Origin of the sequence: Bacteroides sp. ZJ-18 (assembly GCF_011038705.2) — a bacterium.
Taxonomy (GTDB): Bacteria; Bacteroidota; Bacteroidia; order Bacteroidales; family Bacteroidaceae; genus Bacteroides; species Bacteroides hominis.
On record NZ_CP072198.1, the window covers coordinates 4437029 to 4453712 of the forward strand.

Annotated in this window: 16 protein-coding genes; 7 read left to right on the plus strand and 9 right to left on the minus strand. The window is 39.1% G+C overall.

Annotation, left to right across the window (positions count from 1 at the left end; genetic code table 11):
* Positions 1-11: 11 nt before the first annotated feature.
* The 3 genes from G7Y45_RS17910 to G7Y45_RS17920 form a co-directional block, all read right to left on the minus strand.
* Entirely contained in the window at positions 12-1169 is a 1158-nt protein-coding gene (locus tag G7Y45_RS17910; RefSeq protein WP_022011761.1) for a 6-bladed beta-propeller, read from the minus strand.
* Positions 1170-1314: 145 nt separating this feature from the next.
* Positions 1315-2952 (minus strand): chaperonin GroEL, encoded by a 1638-nt coding sequence (gene groL / locus G7Y45_RS17915; RefSeq protein WP_005780800.1) that lies wholly within the window; start codon positions 2950-2952, stop codon positions 1315-1317.
* A 42-nt stretch (positions 2953-2994) separates the two neighbouring features.
* A complete protein-coding gene (locus tag G7Y45_RS17920) occupies positions 2995-3267 on the minus strand; it encodes a co-chaperone GroES (RefSeq protein ID WP_005780804.1) in 273 nt (90 codons plus the stop codon).
* A 679-nt stretch (positions 3268-3946) separates the two neighbouring features.
* Between G7Y45_RS17920 and G7Y45_RS17925 the strand changes: the two genes are divergently transcribed.
* The 7 genes from G7Y45_RS17925 to G7Y45_RS17955 all read left to right on the plus strand — a co-directional run bounded on the left by G7Y45_RS17925 (position 3947) and on the right by G7Y45_RS17955 (position 12063).
* Positions 3947-5146, plus strand: coding sequence for a FimB/Mfa2 family fimbrial subunit (locus tag G7Y45_RS17925; RefSeq protein WP_165017774.1), 1200 nt, complete (start codon positions 3947-3949; stop codon positions 5144-5146).
* A 33-nt stretch (positions 5147-5179) separates the two neighbouring features.
* A complete protein-coding gene (locus tag G7Y45_RS17930; protein ID WP_032529992.1) occupies positions 5180-6313 on the plus strand; it encodes a hypothetical protein in 1134 nt (377 codons plus the stop codon).
* Between the two features lie 13 nt (positions 6314-6326).
* The gene (locus G7Y45_RS17935; protein ID WP_165017777.1) at positions 6327-7460 is read left to right on the plus strand and encodes a DUF5031 domain-containing protein; all 1134 of its coding nucleotides are present in this window, start codon (positions 6327-6329) and stop codon (positions 7458-7460) included.
* A 14-nt stretch (positions 7461-7474) separates the two neighbouring features.
* A complete protein-coding gene (locus G7Y45_RS17940; protein ID WP_032540254.1) occupies positions 7475-8557 on the plus strand; it encodes a hypothetical protein in 1083 nt (360 codons plus the stop codon).
* Between the two features lie 80 nt (positions 8558-8637).
* The gene (locus G7Y45_RS17945) at positions 8638-9456 is read left to right on the plus strand and encodes a hypothetical protein (RefSeq protein WP_005821337.1); all 819 of its coding nucleotides are present in this window, start codon (positions 8638-8640) and stop codon (positions 9454-9456) included.
* Positions 9457-9480: 24 nt separating this feature from the next.
* Positions 9481-11517 carry a M48 family metallopeptidase gene (locus G7Y45_RS17950; RefSeq protein ID WP_165017779.1) on the plus strand — a complete coding sequence of 679 codons (2037 nt, stop codon included), beginning with the start codon at positions 9481-9483 and terminating at the stop codon, positions 11515-11517.
* 3 nt (positions 11518-11520) lie between these two features.
* Complete coding sequence (locus G7Y45_RS17955) at positions 11521-12063, plus strand: DUF3575 domain-containing protein (RefSeq protein WP_005780814.1); 543 nt, start codon at positions 11521-11523, stop codon at positions 12061-12063.
* Positions 12064-12154: 91 nt separating this feature from the next.
* On the opposite strand, the gene G7Y45_RS17960 is transcribed toward G7Y45_RS17955, so the two are convergent.
* From G7Y45_RS17960 to G7Y45_RS17985, 6 genes are all read right to left on the minus strand, one after another.
* The gene (locus tag G7Y45_RS17960) at positions 12155-13036 is read right to left on the minus strand and encodes a polyphosphate kinase 2 family protein (RefSeq protein WP_005780815.1); all 882 of its coding nucleotides are present in this window, start codon (positions 13034-13036) and stop codon (positions 12155-12157) included.
* 40 nt (positions 13037-13076) lie between these two features.
* Positions 13077-13238, minus strand: a complete 162-nt coding sequence (locus G7Y45_RS17965; protein WP_005780817.1) for a hypothetical protein — start codon at positions 13236-13238, stop codon at positions 13077-13079.
* Positions 13239-13367: 129 nt separating this feature from the next.
* Positions 13368-13946 (minus strand): hypothetical protein, encoded by a 579-nt coding sequence (locus tag G7Y45_RS17970; RefSeq protein WP_005780818.1) that lies wholly within the window; start codon positions 13944-13946, stop codon positions 13368-13370.
* A gap of 9 nt (positions 13947-13955) precedes the next feature.
* Entirely contained in the window at positions 13956-14429 is a 474-nt protein-coding gene (locus G7Y45_RS17975) for a sigma-70 family RNA polymerase sigma factor (protein WP_005780820.1), read from the minus strand.
* Positions 14430-15414: 985 nt separating this feature from the next.
* Positions 15415-15576, minus strand: coding sequence for a hypothetical protein (locus tag G7Y45_RS17980; protein WP_005780825.1), 162 nt, complete (start codon positions 15574-15576; stop codon positions 15415-15417).
* Positions 15577-15658: 82 nt separating this feature from the next.
* On the minus strand, positions 15659-16678 hold the full coding sequence (locus G7Y45_RS17985) for a lysylphosphatidylglycerol synthase transmembrane domain-containing protein (protein WP_165017784.1): 1020 nt from the start codon (positions 16676-16678) through the stop codon (positions 15659-15661).
* Positions 16679-16684 lie beyond the last annotated feature (6 nt).

The window sequence follows — 16684 nt, forward strand, 5'->3', positions numbered from 1 at the left end:
CAAAATATGAGCTACAACTCCATCACCATCAATATCGGATTATCATCCTCCCTTATCTTTACTCCCGGAATTTCACCCATAGCTTCATCCGCCGGAATAAAAAAAGCAAGTTTATTTCCACTTATATAAGCAGGTAATAATTTGATGATTGTACCCGAAGGTAAACGAAATTGGATTCCACGGAACACTGTAAACTGATTGGGACGGGTCAAGATACTTCTCGACACGATTTGATTCGTTTTCCGGCTCCATATTTCGCCCAGAACTTGCTCTTTGTATGCATACTGCAAATAATAATATCCCGGGAAAGTACTAATAGATAATCCTTTAATAAATGGATCATATTGATTCCACTTCATGAATTGCTTTACATCTTCCGAAGACGGCGCATATTTGCCTTTACGAAGGATAAAGTCAAGTTTCAATCCGTCCGGAGTCAAAAGAAAAACACTATCGCTATTAATGTGATTAAACAAACAAAGATCAGGACTGCACGCTTTTATACTGCTATTCAACATAGTAGCTCCCCGTGTAATATAATCGGCCGTCGAATCAAAAGGTAAAATGGAAGACTTCACCCGCAACGCCGTATCTGTCACAATAACTTCTGATTTACCTTTACTGAAACTACCACGAAAAAAATAAGAATCGCCCTGCATGTGCAATAAATAATTAAATTCGGAATCGGCCAAATTAATCTCCCGGAAGAACTTCCCCTGCTTATTATAGATGATATGTTTATAACTGCCATTATCAAAAACACGAATAGTGGAATCTTTTAGATGGTATACGACTGAAGATAAATAAACATATTCTCCGGGCCCATTGCCTACATGCCTGAAGCTATTTAAGAAATTACCTTTATAATCGACACAATTTATCCATTGACTTTTCCCTTCCGAAATAATGCACATATCATCATCGAGATACTCTATTACAGGATGACCGTCCATCAGATGAGAAGAGGACAATGGTATATAAGTAATCTTTTTGGCCACACTATTCCACATAAACGTATCAGGAACTTGTTTATGGATTGCCGAAGCAAAATCCAATACAGGTATAGTATCTCCTTTTATTTTGTGGCCACCGGTATCAATCCCCGGCTGAGAAGTACAAGCTATCACCCCCAAAGCAACGAACCATAGAAATATAAGATGTGCCTTCATATATAAGTTTGTTTTGGTTTGAATATACGAATGTACACAAATATATAATCTCGGCAAAGCGTTCCACGCAATATCCGCAAAGGTCAACAAAAAAAGCTGCTTCCGTTTCCGAAAGCAGCTTTCTTTTTTCAATCCTGGGAATAAATTACATCATTCCACCCATTCCTCCCATTCCGGGAGCGCCCATCGGCATTTCGGGTTTATCTTCTTTCTTTTCTACAATCACACATTCGGTAGTCAGGAACATACCTGCGATAGAAGCGGCATTCTCCAAAGCAACACGTGTTACTTTAGCAGGATCTACCACACCGGCTGCATGAAGGTTTTCGTAAACATCCAAACGGGCATTATAGCCATAGTCACCTTTACCTTCACGAACTTTCTGAACTACTACAGCACCTTCTTTACCGGCATTGGCTACAATCTGACGCAACGGTTCTTCGATAGCACGTTTAATGATTTCGATACCGGTTGTTTCGTCGGCATTGTCGCCTTTCATACCTTCCAAAGCATCGATTGCACGGATGTAAGTTACGCCACCACCCGGTACGATACCTTCTTCAATAGCAGCACGAGTAGCGCGAAGTGCATCATCCACACGATCCTTCTTTTCTTTCATTTCTACCTCAGAAGCAGCACCTACGTAAAGAACAGCTACACCACCTGACAGCTTAGCCAAACGTTCCTGCAATTTCTCACGGTCATAATCTGATTTAGTAGCAGCAATCTGAGCCTTGATCTGGTCGCAACGTTCTTTGATGTTTTCTTTAGCACCGGCACCGTTTACAATTGTAGTGTTGTCTTTAGAAACAGTCACTTTGTCAGCAGTACCTAACATTTCGATAGTAGCCTGCTCCAGTTTCAGACCCTTTTCTTCGCTGATCACCACACCACCGGTCAATACGGCAATGTCTTCCAGCATTTCTTTTCTGCGGTCACCGAAGCCCGGAGCTTTTACTGCACAAATCTTCAACTGAGAACGCAGACGGTTCACTACCAATGTAGTCAATGCCTCACTATCTACATCTTCCGCGATAACCAACAAAGGACGGCCTGACTGTACAGCCGGTTCGAGGATAGGCAAGAAATCTTTCAGGTTAGAAATCTTCTTGTCGTAAATCAGGATGTAAGGTTTCTCCATCTCACATTCCATCTTCTCCGTATTAGTCACGAAGTAAGCCGACAGATAACCGCGGTCGAACTGCATACCTTCTACCACACCGATAGTAGTATCAGTACCTTTAGCCTCTTCAATAGTAATTACGCCATCTTTAGAAACTTTACGCATGGCATCAGCAATCAGTTTACCGATAACCGGATCATTATTAGCGGAAACAGTAGCAACCTGCTCGATCTTGTCATAGTTATCACCAACTTTCTCTGCCTGATTTTTAATAGAATCAACCACTTTGACAACAGCCTTGTCAATACCACGTTTGATATCCATAGGGCTTGCACCGGCAGTTACATTCTTCAAACCTTCTGCTACGATAGCCTGAGCCAAAACAGTTGCAGTAGTTGTACCGTCACCGGCATCGTCACCTGTTTTAGAAGCAACTTCCTTTACCAACTGTGCACCGGTATTCTGGTAAGCATCTGTCAGTTCAATTTCTTTTGCCACTGTCACACCATCTTTAGTGATGTGAGGAGCACCGAATTTTTTCTCAATAATTACATTACGTCCTTTCGGGCCCAGTGTTACTTTTACCGCATTTGCCAAAGCATCAACACCTTTTTTCAATTGATCGCGAGCTTCGATATTGAATAATATTTCTTTTGCCATAATGATTTTACTATTTAATTAATTGATTAAACACTACGTTTATTAACCCAAAACAGCGAGAACATCGCTCTGACGCATGATAAGGTATTTTGTACCTTCTACTTCAAGTTCTGTTCCGGCATACTTTCCATAAAGAACCGTATCGCCTGTTTTTAATACCATTTCTTCGTCTTTCGTACCGTGACCAACTGCCACAACTTCACCCTTCAAAGGTTTCTCTTTTGCTGTATCAGGAATAATGATACCACCAATTGTTTTTTCTTCTGCAGGTGCAGGGAGTATCAGCACTCTGTCTGCTAATGGTTTAATGTTCATAGTTACTTTTTATTTTTTATATGTTATACTTATTATAGTAATATTTTGTCCTTTTAGCAGGACGAATAACCTATTGCGAAAAGTGTGCCAAAAGGGAAGAATGATTGTTTGTCAGAGAAGGACTGCCAAAATGACTGATGACATTGGAAAAACAGGCGCTTACTTAATAGGTAAGAGAATGATAAGTCATTCATTTTATCGTTGCAAATGTATGGATTATTTTTAATGTATCCAAAATATTTCTTTTCTTTTTTTTAAATGAAACTATTTAATATTTGCCTTTTACACCAGTTCTTTTTATTAAATTGTTATCTATGAATGATTTTTAAAGTAAATATAATTCCTTATTATAAAATAATATATATCTATATGACTGTTTCTTGCCATGAGATTATGAATTTAACTCAAAACTACCCGTAAGAGCATATGTCCATAAAATAAATTCTCTTACCTATTAAGTATGAGAAAAGTCTTTTCCTAATCTTTATTATTACGTTATCGTATAACGCCTCTGTAAGAGGTAAGAGCGTAGCGTGCCTTATCAACAAATCATTTTTTAATTTCTTATCAAAACGCTTTGTAACCTCAACATTGCTGTTTTTGTATTACGCCAACTTACACAAGGGGGGAGTATCTCCCATTCGATTATTCATCAAAGCAATAACAAATACTCAACATTATGAAAACATTAAAACTATTGTTTATTACTGCATTGTCTGCAATGACTCTAAGTTGCAGCGAAAAAGCTACAACAGAAATTCCTGAAACAGAATTGAGAAACATCAGTTGTACCACTCAATTAACAACTCATTCTTCCGCCCAAACAAGAGGATCCGCACCAACAAGTCTGGACGAGGACCATTTCGTGCTGTATGCATTCAAAAAAAACGGAGAAGGTAACTTTAGTTATGAAGACGCAAAACACCCAGCAGCTGCCATTAATGGGGAAACCTGGAAATATAATGCTGCATTTCCGGTAGGTACCTATAAATTTATTGCATTTTACAATCTGGACGAAAGCAACCGAACTAATCTCAATGAAATTATAGAAAACATAAAAAATATAAGTTGGGAGACTGTATTAAAAAGTATCGTAATTACCCATTACCCCTCTACCACTTCCCAATACCAAACGGACATGAATGAAATTTTCTGTGGTAATACGGAAGAGATAAATATTTCCAGTGGTGTAGGCGGAGATGACAATGAAATAAAAATAGAATTAACTTTGGCACGTATTGTATCACGCATAGATATTAAGTTTATCAAAGTAGCGTCAAACGATCCCACAATAGAAGTACCATATAAAACAGGTAATATATTTGGAAGTACAGAGGCGAACCCATTGACATCGTTGATCTTCAAGCCAACAAATATCCCTCTCAAATATAACCTTTATGGAGAAAATCCGGACTATACAGCAGGCATCCCATGTGAAGTAACCTACAATACTCCTACATTTCGATATGGAGAATCCGGCGCGGATGCAGTAAAGTCAACAGAGTACCAACCATTCCCTAAAGATGCAGATGCAATCAACCAAAATATGGAAACTAATATCAAAAATGGTATAGCAAACGGTGGAGCCTACTTTATGGGATCTTACTTACTACCATTTTCACCATCTGTTTCTCAAACGCTGAACGCCAACATTCAACTTAACAAAGCAAATCAGGAAAGAACGATCAAAGTCCCTTCGTTCACAGTCACCAAAAACTATGTTTCTGTGATTACCATTAAATTAAATTCTTCGACTGAAGCCGAAAACAATGGTGAAGGTAATGATGACGAACATCTATTCAACCCAAAATCTACTTTCATTGTAGAAATAGAAAAAACTTATGACGGTATCCATCAAACGGATGTTGATGTCGAATAAATCCACTAAAATCCTTCTGCAGAGCCTAATATGATGAAACACTACATCGGACAATTACTTTTGGGAACACTTGTGCTGGGAAGTGCCTGTACTAACCACCGGGAAATAATCGAAGGAGATACTTCCGTCAATGTCACATTTAAGGCCCAACAGTCACCTTCCACCAAAGGAGGAGATGACGACGAAATGTCAGTTCTCATATTTAAAAAAGAAGAGAACCAATTTACCAAAACAGAAAGTATCCAAGAGAGTCCATGGTTTACCGAGAAAGAACACTTGCAAAAAAACATCTTATTGCCAACAGGAATCTATCGATTTCTGTTGGCAAAAGGATTTTCTCAAAATGCGGTAAGTTCTGAAAAAATTTCATTCGTGACCGAAGATAATCCGGAAAATCTAATTTCAACTTCATATGACCGGAACTATTATTTTCAGTATCCTACCCATGTTGTAAACGAACAAACGGAACTCAATCACTGCACAACAGCCCTCTTTACGGACTCAGACCAAGAAGAGATCCAAGACAGTCAGACAGAATATGATTTATCAACAACGAATCAAGCACAAATTTCCCGGAAAATAAACCATTTACAAGGACAATTATGCTTTATTGTGCAAAGAGCCAGAAAAGAAAACGGACAATACATATCAATTGATTCACCTGAAAACACCTTTGATAATGCACTGAAAAAGATTGATGGCATCAATCTTACAATAGAAGGAAGCAGTAGCCGCTGCTATTTAAGTGAAACCGGATTAATCTTTAAAAATCCGATGTCCTACCACTGTTCGGCACGGCTTCAAGACGGAAATTTCTCTTTTAAAAAGTTTGATGTAGACAAATTTGTTTCTCTGTTCAGTCCGGCTATTGAAAAAGCAGACTATCAAAAGTACGAAGGAGCAGCCTATTGCGAAGGTCCGCTACTATTCCCTGCCCCTCTCAATCAAACGATTTGCATAACCATCGATATCGATTACACAGGAACTCTGAAGAGCAAAACTTTCACATTAAAAAATATCACTTTAGAACGCAACAAGATGTACCTGTTCACCCTTTGGATTTTAAATGAAAATATTGATATTTCCATTTCCCCTGACGCCGAACTGAATTTAGAAGAACTAAAATTCAATAGTCAGGTTGCCGGTAACGACGGATTTTGGAACTAACAACACACAGGCAATGAAACCACATACACTTTTTCTGATTTTAGGAATTCTATTGTTGGGGGTCTTTTCGTGTGAACAACCCGAAGGAGCCCCTGAAACTTCAGCCTTCAGCCTTAGTCTGGTGCCTCCTGCCGGAGAGGTAGTCCCCGGTGATAATACAGTATTACCCCAATTGGTTTACCATCTTTTCATTTTCCGTTCCGAAACTTCTACCCCTTCATCCAATGATGGTTCCGATTATATCTTTTGGGAACGGACCGAAGAGAAAGGGCTCGATCTGGAAGAAATCCAAAATTACACATTATCCATCCCGACCGAATATACTGATCGATTTTATCTGTTACTACTCCATGCCACTCCGAAACAGAAACCGGAGTCTGTAGTCTTAAGTGGAGAAGGTATGACTTTCACAGACTCAGAGATCAGTATGGTTAGAGAAAGCGATAACAGCTATATTCCTCTTTCAAAAGATAACTATTATGCCATTCATGCTCTTACCCCGGAAGACATAACACAAGGAAAAACTTCTATCGAGTTCAAATTAAAACGGGCAGTGGGTGAACTGGTTTTTGATGTAATGAAGTGCGATGAAAAGGGTAATCCCATCGATATTGACGCAGAATGCTCCTCAACTTTAGACAGAGTATTTCAAATAGATATGGAGGTAAGCGGAGTGACACCCAAAGTGTCTTTAACCAACGAAACGAAAAAGCCGGAACGAATTGATATTTGTTTCTCTAAAACAGTCACTCTCAAAGAGGATACATACTTCCCTGTTTTCGAAAGCAATAAAGGAATCATAGAGTTACTTAACGATGCTCCGTTGGATATTGATAATAAAGCCGTAAATGGAGCAACGCGCATCTGTGGTCCATACCTCTTCTCCAAGATAACTTTAGATAATCCGGAAACAGGAGTGGCAGAGATAGAAGAAGGAGTCAAAGCTGTCCTCAAATTTTCGTATTATGACACAACTCCATTTCCTCCCGGAAGTTACAATACCCAAAAACTCACTCTATCTCTTACCGACAAACCATTGACTATCGTGAAAGATCATTATACCGTAACCAATATACGCCTTCGAAACAATCGTATCATAGATCTTTCTGTTTCGGGTAATTACGGAATAGACTGGAAATGGGACTAAAAAATAATGAGAATATGATGAGACATAGATTATTATATACTCTATCAGGATGGATAAGTCTATTATTCTTATATACCTCCTGTAGTAATGAGGTGGAATTCCCTGATAGTAAGGATGAACTGGTTACAGTCCGATTAACTGCCACTATAAACAGTAAAGAGTTCTCAACAGACAACGAAATTGTACCGATGAGGACACGAACCAACAGCATAGCAGACTACAATGTGACAGCAATCAACGATAGCCGATTGATCATTATAAAAGAAGTAGATAACTCCACATGGGTGATAGAAGAGATAGAAGATAAGGTTATTCCCCAAGGATACATAAAATCTTCCGATTCATTTAACTATACTCTCCAAAAGACGCTACGCCCGGGAAATTATAAATTTATACTTCTCATTAATGGTCCGAAAAACAATACATTACAACCTAATCAAAGCTTTACAGAAAGCGATATTCCATGGCTAACAAGCCTTGATACAGACTATTGCAGTTATGAAATATTTTTCGCAACATCAGACATTGTTACGATTAAAAAAACTGAAAAACTTGAAGACTCCAGTCATCACCACCCATTAACAGAACAATTAACTCTAAAGCGATATTCTTCATTAATACGCCTATCTACAACAGGAGACGACTTCTGGGGAATCTTCGATAAAGAAACAGAGATTAATTATTCCATAAAAGAACAAAGCATTACTGGAATAAATCTACTTGGTCAAACTGTCACAAAAGACACTGAGTTATCTTTCGGTAAATTAAAAACAATTATAAGACAAGCATTTCAGTATCAAGTCGGTGATCAGACCATGTTTTTCACTTACTTTGGAGTGAGAGAGGAGGATAAATTAAAAAACATATTAACCCCACCCGAAGGTAAAAACATTACTGTAACCATCTTCCAGGACAACGATCAAACACCGCCTACTATTGAAGTTGAAACCCAAGCGATGCGCAATCAAGTGACGACTCTTATCCTAAATAAAGTAGGATCTGCTTTAAACTGTCAATCTCTCATAATAGGTACACCCGATAATTGGGATCCTAATAATATTCCATGGGGACACATAGAACTCAATTTCTCAAAATGAAAACAAACCGTCTTTTATACCTTCTTCCTTTCATTCTACTTTTTAGCAGTTGCTGGAAAGAAGATTTGAAAAACTGCTGGATGGGTGACGTTACCTTGACAATTGCAGCTGAAAAATTCCAGCAGCCGGCTACCGATAAAGGGCAATTGGAAGATAATCTGTCTGCCAGAATCAGTAGCATCCGTTATTATCTCTATAAAGATAACACACTGGTCCAGTCCGGAATTATAGACAATGCAACTGACCTGGACACTGATACGCATCCACTGAGCTTTCCCAAACTGGCATTCGGAGAGTATTGCTTGGGACTTGTTGCCAATGCTTCGGAAGAGGAACTTTCTGACACGACTACCCCCGAGGCACTCAATTTAAACTATCCGGGAGCCGAACAAACAAAAGATTATTTTACATCCTGTTATGATTTTACCGTTGATTGTGAATGCGGTTATCAAGACTTCGTAATTCTTCGACGTACTCAAGCCGTAACTCAATTCCAACTGAAACAGTTACCCGAAAACATTACCGGAATCGCAGTAGAAATGCATAAAGTAGCGGCAACCTGTCAGATTGATACTTTATATAAAGGTGAAACAATAGCCGAATACCATACCACAGTCACAGAAGCCACTAACGCAGAAGGTATCGTTTCTTTCAATATAGGTACCTTCCCAACAACCGGAACAGAGAATGCCAGCATTATCCTTAAATTATATGCCGATGGTAAGTCCGATTCTCCGGTTTACCAGAACACACTAAACAATGTACGCATTCTACGTAACCAACTGACCCGTATCAGCACAGATTTTAACTATACCATTCTGGGGAACTCCGGCTTCTCCGTGACCATCAATCCTGACTGGGATGGTACAAATAATGACGATGAAACAATCATACCCTAACTTTGGACATTAACGCAGTAAATCATGAAAAAGAGAATACGAACTCTGATTATTATCTTATTACAAACTTTCATGCTTGTTCGTCTATCAGCCCAAACATCACATACCATTAGTGGTATCGTGAAAGACAAGGAAGCCGCTCCTATTTCAGGAGTAAGTATTCAGGTAGATGGTCAGAAATGGAAAGCCTCTACGGGGAAAGAAGGAAAATTCACACTGGAGATCCCACAAAATTCCATCATCACTTTTTCCTCCGTCGGTTATGAAACAGTCACTATTCACTCCGGTAAAGAAAAATGGCTGGAGATCATTCTCAAAGAATCACAAAGCCTGTTGCCCGAAATCATGGTTACATCCACATTAAAGAACAGTATGAAATTTGTTTTCGCTCCGTCCGATCTGGAATTAATCAAAGATATGCTCTATCTTAAAACCCGATATAAGATTCCTTCCAAACGATTTCAAAACGACTCCCGGGTTATCATTCAGCCAATTCTGGTAAACAGTAGCCAGGGAACCCGAAAAGACTTTTCCCCCATTGTATACGACGGTAAAAACTACGACATCCTGCTTCGCCGTGGAAATATCTGTGGTGATCCGTCAGAAAAAGAATATTATTCCCGTTTCGCACAAGTCATAAACCCTGACTCGATCTGTAATCAGACATTGACTTATGCCGATTCATGCACAGTAGATAACATCAATGACTTATACACAACAGAAGTGCATATCAAGATAAGTACTTTTTGTAAAGACGAATATCGGGACACAGTCCGTATCACAAACGGCATTATTTATCCGATGCGTTTTTTCAACTATAATCTGAGTGCAATGGATTTGGACAACAGTTATATACCCAAACAAACCCCTCTCAACTTCAATGAGAAAGGAGAAATGCATCTTCGGTTCCGTCCTGAAGATGCGAATATTTACGAAAATGAAGGAAGAAACGCTGAAGAACTCAGGAAAATGAGAAAAGCACTGGATGATATCGATAAAGATCGTACTAAAACACTGACAACTTTTCAGATCACAGGATACACTTCTCCCGAAGGAACGTATGAATACAATCTTAAACTGGCTAAAAAAAGAATGAAAAACGCAGCAGAGAAAGTATTCGAAAATATTTCTGAAGAAACAATCCGGAAGGCCAAAGTTGAAAATGATGCCATAGTAGAATCATGGAATACGGTTTGCGAACTAATGGAAAAAGACAGCATCAAAGAAGTTACCCAACTCAAAGATCTGATCAGACGCGCCCGGGGAAACCATAATGAAATATCCTGGGGGGCCAGACGAATGAAAATTTATCCGCTTATTCGCGACCGCTACCTACCCCGCTTGCGAAGAGTCGAATATTTCTACGAGTATTCTGAACTGCGTACACTCAACAGAGATGAAATCAATACTCTCTATCGGAAAGACCCCAAAAAATTAACGGCAAGTGAGTTCTGGAGTTACATCATGAATCAAAAAGAAATCACTGACGAAAAAAGAGAAGCTTTATACAGAGAAGCCCTCTCGGTACATCCCGACCTAATGATTGCAGCCAACAATCTGGCATCACTCTTAATAAAACAAAACCGTGCCGATACAACTCTACTGAAACCCTTTATCACTCAGGATGCCCCTTCGGCCATACTGGTCAACCAAACTGTAGCCTATCTACAAAAGCGGGATTTCAAAAAAGCAAACCATTTCGCAGAACTTCTGCCTGATAATAAAGAGACCGAAATGGTGAAAGCACTTGCTGCCGCCATGGATGGAAAGTATCAGGCAGCTTATCCCACTTTCGAGAAACAAGGGGGGATCAATCAGGTCATCCTACTGCTGAGCATGAAGCAAAACCAAAAAGCCTGGGAAATCCTGAAAAGCATAGAAGATACTTCTCCCGAGAGCGAATATGTCAGAGCAATCGCTGCAAACAGGTTGGACAACATAGGCGAAGCTGTTACTCACCTGAGGAACGCCATCGCCCAAAAACCGTCTTTAAAAGAAATTGCTTTAAAAGATGGAGACGTATTAGATTTACTGGATTTATTAGATATAGATAAGAAATAATGTATGAAAAAGAAAGCCTTCTTCCTACTTTTGCTATTGCTTATTCCGCTGCCCTCCATACTTTCACAAGAAATAGCATTGAGAACCAATGCCCTCTCCTGGGCAACCACCACTGTAAACCTGGGAGCTGAATTCAAAATCTCACCTCGGCTAACTGCAGGAACAGATATCATGTATAAAGGGTGGACTTTTTTATCCGACAATCGTAAAATGGGTGGTTTCTTAGTTCAACCGGAAATCAAATATTGGTTTTGCATCCCTTTCTATAAACACTTTATGGGACTTCATGCCCATTATGGCCAGTACAATGGAGGATTCAGTAAATATCGCTATCAGGGAGATTTATACGGGATCGGGATATCTTATGGCTACCAATGGATCTGGAAAAAACGATGGAACATTGAAGTATCCGCCGGAATAGGATATGCATCGATGAATTATGATAAATATGAACGTCCCAAATGTGGATTATTCCTTGGACAAGACCATTCCAACTACTTCGGATTAACCAAGCTCGGATTCAGTCTTATTTATATACTCAAATAGCAAGTACTTTCCATAAATAATTTCATAGTTCTCTAAAAATCTAATGTTAAAAAGTAAGCGGATTGTCTGTGACGGATAATCCGCTTTTTATTCATTCATCCAGCAAAGCTTTTTTGAAATCATCAATCTTATGCCGTGCCTCAACAGGCATTTCCGGATAATGCAAATCAAGTTCACCCATGCGTTCACAAAGAATCCGCCCCACAGCATAACGCATGAACCATTTATTATCAGCCGGAATCACATACCACGGTGCATCTTCCGTCGAAGTATGAGTCAGCATATCCGAATAAGCCTTCATATAATCATCCCAATAGCTACGCTCTTTCAAATCGGAAGTAGAAAATTTCCAGTTCTTTGCTTCATCTTCCAACCGTGCCAAAAAGCGTCTCTTCTGTTCATCTTTCGAAACATTCAGGAAGAATTTGATAACAATCGTACCATTCTCCGTCAGATAGCGTTCATAATCATTTATCTGACGATAGCGCTTTTTCCAGAATTTCGGAGTGACATCTTCCAAACTGGTGACACCCGGCAACTTATTAGACAAAATAATCTCAGGATGTACCTTGGCAATCAACACATCCTCATACTGCGAACGATTGAATATGCCGATACGCCCTCTTTCCGGCAGGCATCTGTTGATACGCCAAAGATAATCATGGTCGAGTTCTTCGGCTGATGGTTGTTTGAAAGAGTATACCTGACAACCCTGCGGATTGATACCGGACATTACATGTTTAATTGTTCCGTCCTTTCCGGCAGCATCCATTGCCTGAAAAATGACGAGGACCGAATATCGGTCCTGTGCATACAGTTTCCCCTGCAAAGCAGAAAGTTTCTCAATATCTTCAGCCAGTAGTGCCCCAGCTTCCTGTTTGGTCAAATCGCCTGTAAAGTGAGTATCAAATTCCGAAACGGTATGTTCCGCTCCGGGAGTAGCCAACAGCCTTTTCAAGATTTCTTTTTTCATTTCGCCAATCTGTTTATTATCTTCTTCGGACGTTATTTAGCTAATCACTAACCAATTCGATAATTGAAGTACTTTCCTGAAATCTTCTGGATGAATAGGCCATTGAGAAAGCGATATAGACCAACAGGGCAAGAGCTGTGACAACCAGCAACGTCCTGATTAGAATGAAATGCTGTCTTTGTTTTAACTCGTTTGTATCCATTTCTGATCCTTTCTTTTTAGAGTGCAACCTTTTACAGTGACACCTGTTATAATCCGGTAATAAAGATACAAAAAATCGGGCAAAAAAGTTTCATCCGATTAGCTAATTAAACCAAAGGAGGCTTAAATTCTATTCTTTACCTCCTGACTTTAAATTCTGCAACGAACGGACAGCTTCCCTAAACCCTTTTAACCGGTCACTGGTCTTATGATAAATAAAATAGTCTCCCAAAAAGCCAGCCAGTATCATCACACACAATGTTGTTCTAAAAAGAGGGTTATGCCATATACAGAAAAAGGCAATTATGACGGGAGTGATTGCCACATACGCAAAAATATATGTCAGATTCATCAACACCTTGTAAGATTGTAACCTCCTGTATTGTTGCTCTACATGTTCTGTTACAGTCTTTAAGGTATATACAATCCGAAACATGAGACTTTGCATAACCAAAAGCCATATCACCATTCCCAGCAAATACCATGAAATCCAGTCGGGAGCTACATTTCTCCAAAAGGTATAACATACCACACCCAGAAAGATACCTAAGACACCGAAACCGATCTTTTCCACACGCAATTGTTGCTGCAAATAGGTTTCTTTCTTTGACTGTATCATATCTATAATTATCTGGCGGTTGAGTAATTCATTTTTCTCCACCTGTTCGGAGAGTTCCATCCATTTTTGTTTTAATTCATCCAGTTCCATATTTGTTTTTTATTGGTTCGACATCTTCTTTAATTTCTCTTTGATCCGGTGTAACCTTACAGCCACAGTATTCCGGTTACTTCCGGTGATGGCTGCTATTTCTTCATAACTATTTTCATCCAGCCACAATAAGACAAACATTCGTTCATATTTATCCAGTTGACGTATTAACCGATACATTTCCTTCAACGACTCATAGCGCAAACAATCATCATACACTCCGAGTTCCATACTCAACGGCACATAATCCAATGCTTTCTTTTTTCGTAAATCCGAAATACAAGTATTCAAAGCTACACGATATATCCACGTAGACAACTTGCTTTCATTCCTGAATCCCGGATAAGAGCACCATAAGTTTACTACTACTTCCTGATAGAGGTCGTTCAAATCTTCCTGGTTGGAAGTATACATAAAACAAACTTTATATATAAGAGCTTTGTGTAAAGTCAACAGGTTTATAAAATCCTTTTCTATTTCCATGTTTCTTGTCTCTTTTAATCCATTAGTCGGTAAAAGAAGAAAATAGTTTCAGAGAAAAGAGAAATAAATTAAGATACATTACTTGCTTCCTCTCATACAGAAAATGGTTCTTCTTCAAATTTGGTGGTAAATTCTTTATTTCTTTATTTTCAAGTTGATAATTGTCCTTTTTACTTGCTTTAATAAGAAAAAACAGACACCGGCTGAATAAGATAACTCAAGTTTCGGAAGTGAATTTGCGCCGTCTGAACCGGTATCTTCATCCTTATACCTTTCTTCAATTAACATTGTTAACGCCTTTTGCAGTTTGTCAGGTTCTTATACGCAAATAATAAGGCTTTTGCATTTAAAGAACTTGTTATTCACATCCAAAGAACAAGCTTTAACTCTGTGTTAAAACAAAGCTTTTGAGGATAGAAATCTTACTTTTTAAAGATATTGATTTTCAGATGGTTTATTTTAAAATTTGCTTCTTCACCTCATGGATGGACTCTTCGGGGGAAAGCCGGAATACTTGCTTTTTTGTCAACTATAAACGAGGGCTTACACTTCCGAAAACGGAATTAAATTCCATGAGTAAAAGAAAACTTACCACCAAATTTGAAGAAGAACTCAGAAAATGCATTTCGATCTTCCATCTTCCACCCTTCATTTAAGAGGATTTATTCGTTATAAAGTCCTAATAAACAAGAAAATGACATTAATTACTTATCTCTTTGTATCATATAAAGCATTTTATTCTCCTTAGTATATTAAGCAAAAATGGTTTGAGTATTATCCTGTCCTGGGTACACAAACCCATGGAACCTCGTACCCGGGCTGAGATAAAGACATCGAAAAGAACAGTAATATTCTTATTTACAATGCATTATAAGCAGCACAAAATCGAGTTGTTTTATTAATAATCCGCATGTAGAAAAGGAGGTCCAAAAAATCTCATCAGCCTAAGAACTGATCAAGTAGTCACCGGATACTAAGTAACTAACTATCTGTCCATACACGCTATCTCAATGGCTTGTTCTTTATATTTCTTGGTTGTATTGAGCAGCGAACTGCCTACATAAAACAAAAACACCAGACTGACAATGGTCATCAATGTTCCTATCATGGCGAAACGACTTTTCTGCTGTAATTCTTCTCTACTCATAAGGCTTTTCTCTTTTAATTTTGACAGGACAAAGATAGCGGCAAGAATTTACGTTCTTTTTACAGGCTTGTGACAACATTGTTTAATCTCTCAACTTCTTCACCCAACCGGGAATAATTATAGCACCTATCAGCAAATACATGTAATAGGTAATAATCCGCCAAACGAAAGCAACAACCAAAGCCATGCCTGCCACATCAAAAAAATCGGTATAATATTCACGAAACATATATTCGCTCACTCCGCTGCCGCCGGGAGTAGGGCTGATAGTCATAACTACCCATAGAATCAGCTGACGTACAAAGGCCAACAGTTGGCTGCCCGAAGTGGTAAAGGCTATCAGCAAAGCATTGACTACCAGATAACGTGAAATCCAAGCCAAGCAAGTAATCCCAAAAGCTTTCAACCAAAAGGTAAAAGACTTCTGACTCCTCTCTCTGGAACTTAATACCAGATTGTCCGTAAGTGTTTCGATGGCCTTGTGCCAACGTCGGAGCAGTGGCAAGCGGAAAATAGTGAGTAACAAACGTTTTACCCATTCCGGACGCCGGAACAAAGCAAGATACAACAGGAAAGTCCAGATCGTAACGACCCCATAAACCAGGAAAAACAGAATCTCAATTCCTGACGATAATATAGCCACATTACCAAACAAATCATCAAACGAAAATAAGAGTAAAACCAGCGGACAGCCCAATACAAGAAACAATTCATCCAAAAACAGGCAGGAGATAGTCAAAGCTGTACTGCGTCCGGCATTAATGCCTTCTTTATTCAAAAATAACACAATCAGACTACTCCCTCCCACTGCAGAGGGAGTCACTGCCGATGTGAATTCACAAAGCATATTTACCCGAAATGCCTGACGCCAAGTCAATTCCCTGTCAGTAATAAAGCGGAAACGCCACATCAACCCACCGTCTCGCCCAAACATAAAAAGTATGGCAAGTAGCAATCCGCCTACCAGACGCCAGGAGAAATGAATATCACTGAAAAGTTCCGGATTGAACTCCCGGTAGAACAGCCACCCTACCACTGACAGCCCTATCAGGACGGGAAGCAGGATATAGCCGGCTTTAAAGGTTTTAATAGAATCTGACATAATGGA

Excerpts from the sequence above, each read along its gene's own strand:
- G7Y45_RS17910 (WP_022011761.1), bottom strand. The coding sequence starts at position 1,169 with ATGAAGGCACATCTTATATTTCTATGGTTCGTTGCTTTGGGGGTGATA.
- groL (WP_005780800.1), bottom strand. The coding sequence starts at position 2,952 with ATGGCAAAAGAAATATTATTCAATATCGAAGCTCGCGATCAATTGAAA.
- G7Y45_RS17920 (WP_005780804.1), bottom strand. The coding sequence starts at position 3,267 with ATGAACATTAAACCATTAGCAGACAGAGTGCTGATACTCCCTGCACCT.
- G7Y45_RS17925 (WP_165017774.1), top strand. The coding sequence starts at position 3,947 with ATGAAAACATTAAAACTATTGTTTATTACTGCATTGTCTGCAATGACT.
- G7Y45_RS17930 (WP_032529992.1), top strand. The coding sequence starts at position 5,180 with ATGAAACACTACATCGGACAATTACTTTTGGGAACACTTGTGCTGGGA.
- G7Y45_RS17935 (WP_165017777.1), top strand. The coding sequence starts at position 6,327 with ATGAAACCACATACACTTTTTCTGATTTTAGGAATTCTATTGTTGGGG.
- G7Y45_RS17940 (WP_032540254.1), top strand. The coding sequence starts at position 7,475 with ATGATGAGACATAGATTATTATATACTCTATCAGGATGGATAAGTCTA.
- G7Y45_RS17945 (WP_005821337.1), top strand. The coding sequence starts at position 8,638 with ATGGGTGACGTTACCTTGACAATTGCAGCTGAAAAATTCCAGCAGCCG.
- G7Y45_RS17950 (WP_165017779.1), top strand. The coding sequence starts at position 9,481 with ATGAAAAAGAGAATACGAACTCTGATTATTATCTTATTACAAACTTTC.
- G7Y45_RS17955 (WP_005780814.1), top strand. The coding sequence starts at position 11,521 with ATGAAAAAGAAAGCCTTCTTCCTACTTTTGCTATTGCTTATTCCGCTG.
- G7Y45_RS17960 (WP_005780815.1), bottom strand. The coding sequence starts at position 13,036 with ATGAAAAAAGAAATCTTGAAAAGGCTGTTGGCTACTCCCGGAGCGGAA.
- G7Y45_RS17965 (WP_005780817.1), bottom strand. The coding sequence starts at position 13,238 with ATGGATACAAACGAGTTAAAACAAAGACAGCATTTCATTCTAATCAGG.
- G7Y45_RS17970 (WP_005780818.1), bottom strand. The coding sequence starts at position 13,946 with ATGGAACTGGATGAATTAAAACAAAAATGGATGGAACTCTCCGAACAG.
- G7Y45_RS17975 (WP_005780820.1), bottom strand. The coding sequence starts at position 14,429 with ATGGAAATAGAAAAGGATTTTATAAACCTGTTGACTTTACACAAAGCT.
- G7Y45_RS17980 (WP_005780825.1), bottom strand. The coding sequence starts at position 15,576 with ATGAGTAGAGAAGAATTACAGCAGAAAAGTCGTTTCGCCATGATAGGA.
- G7Y45_RS17985 (WP_165017784.1), bottom strand. The coding sequence starts at position 16,678 with ATGTCAGATTCTATTAAAACCTTTAAAGCCGGCTATATCCTGCTTCCC.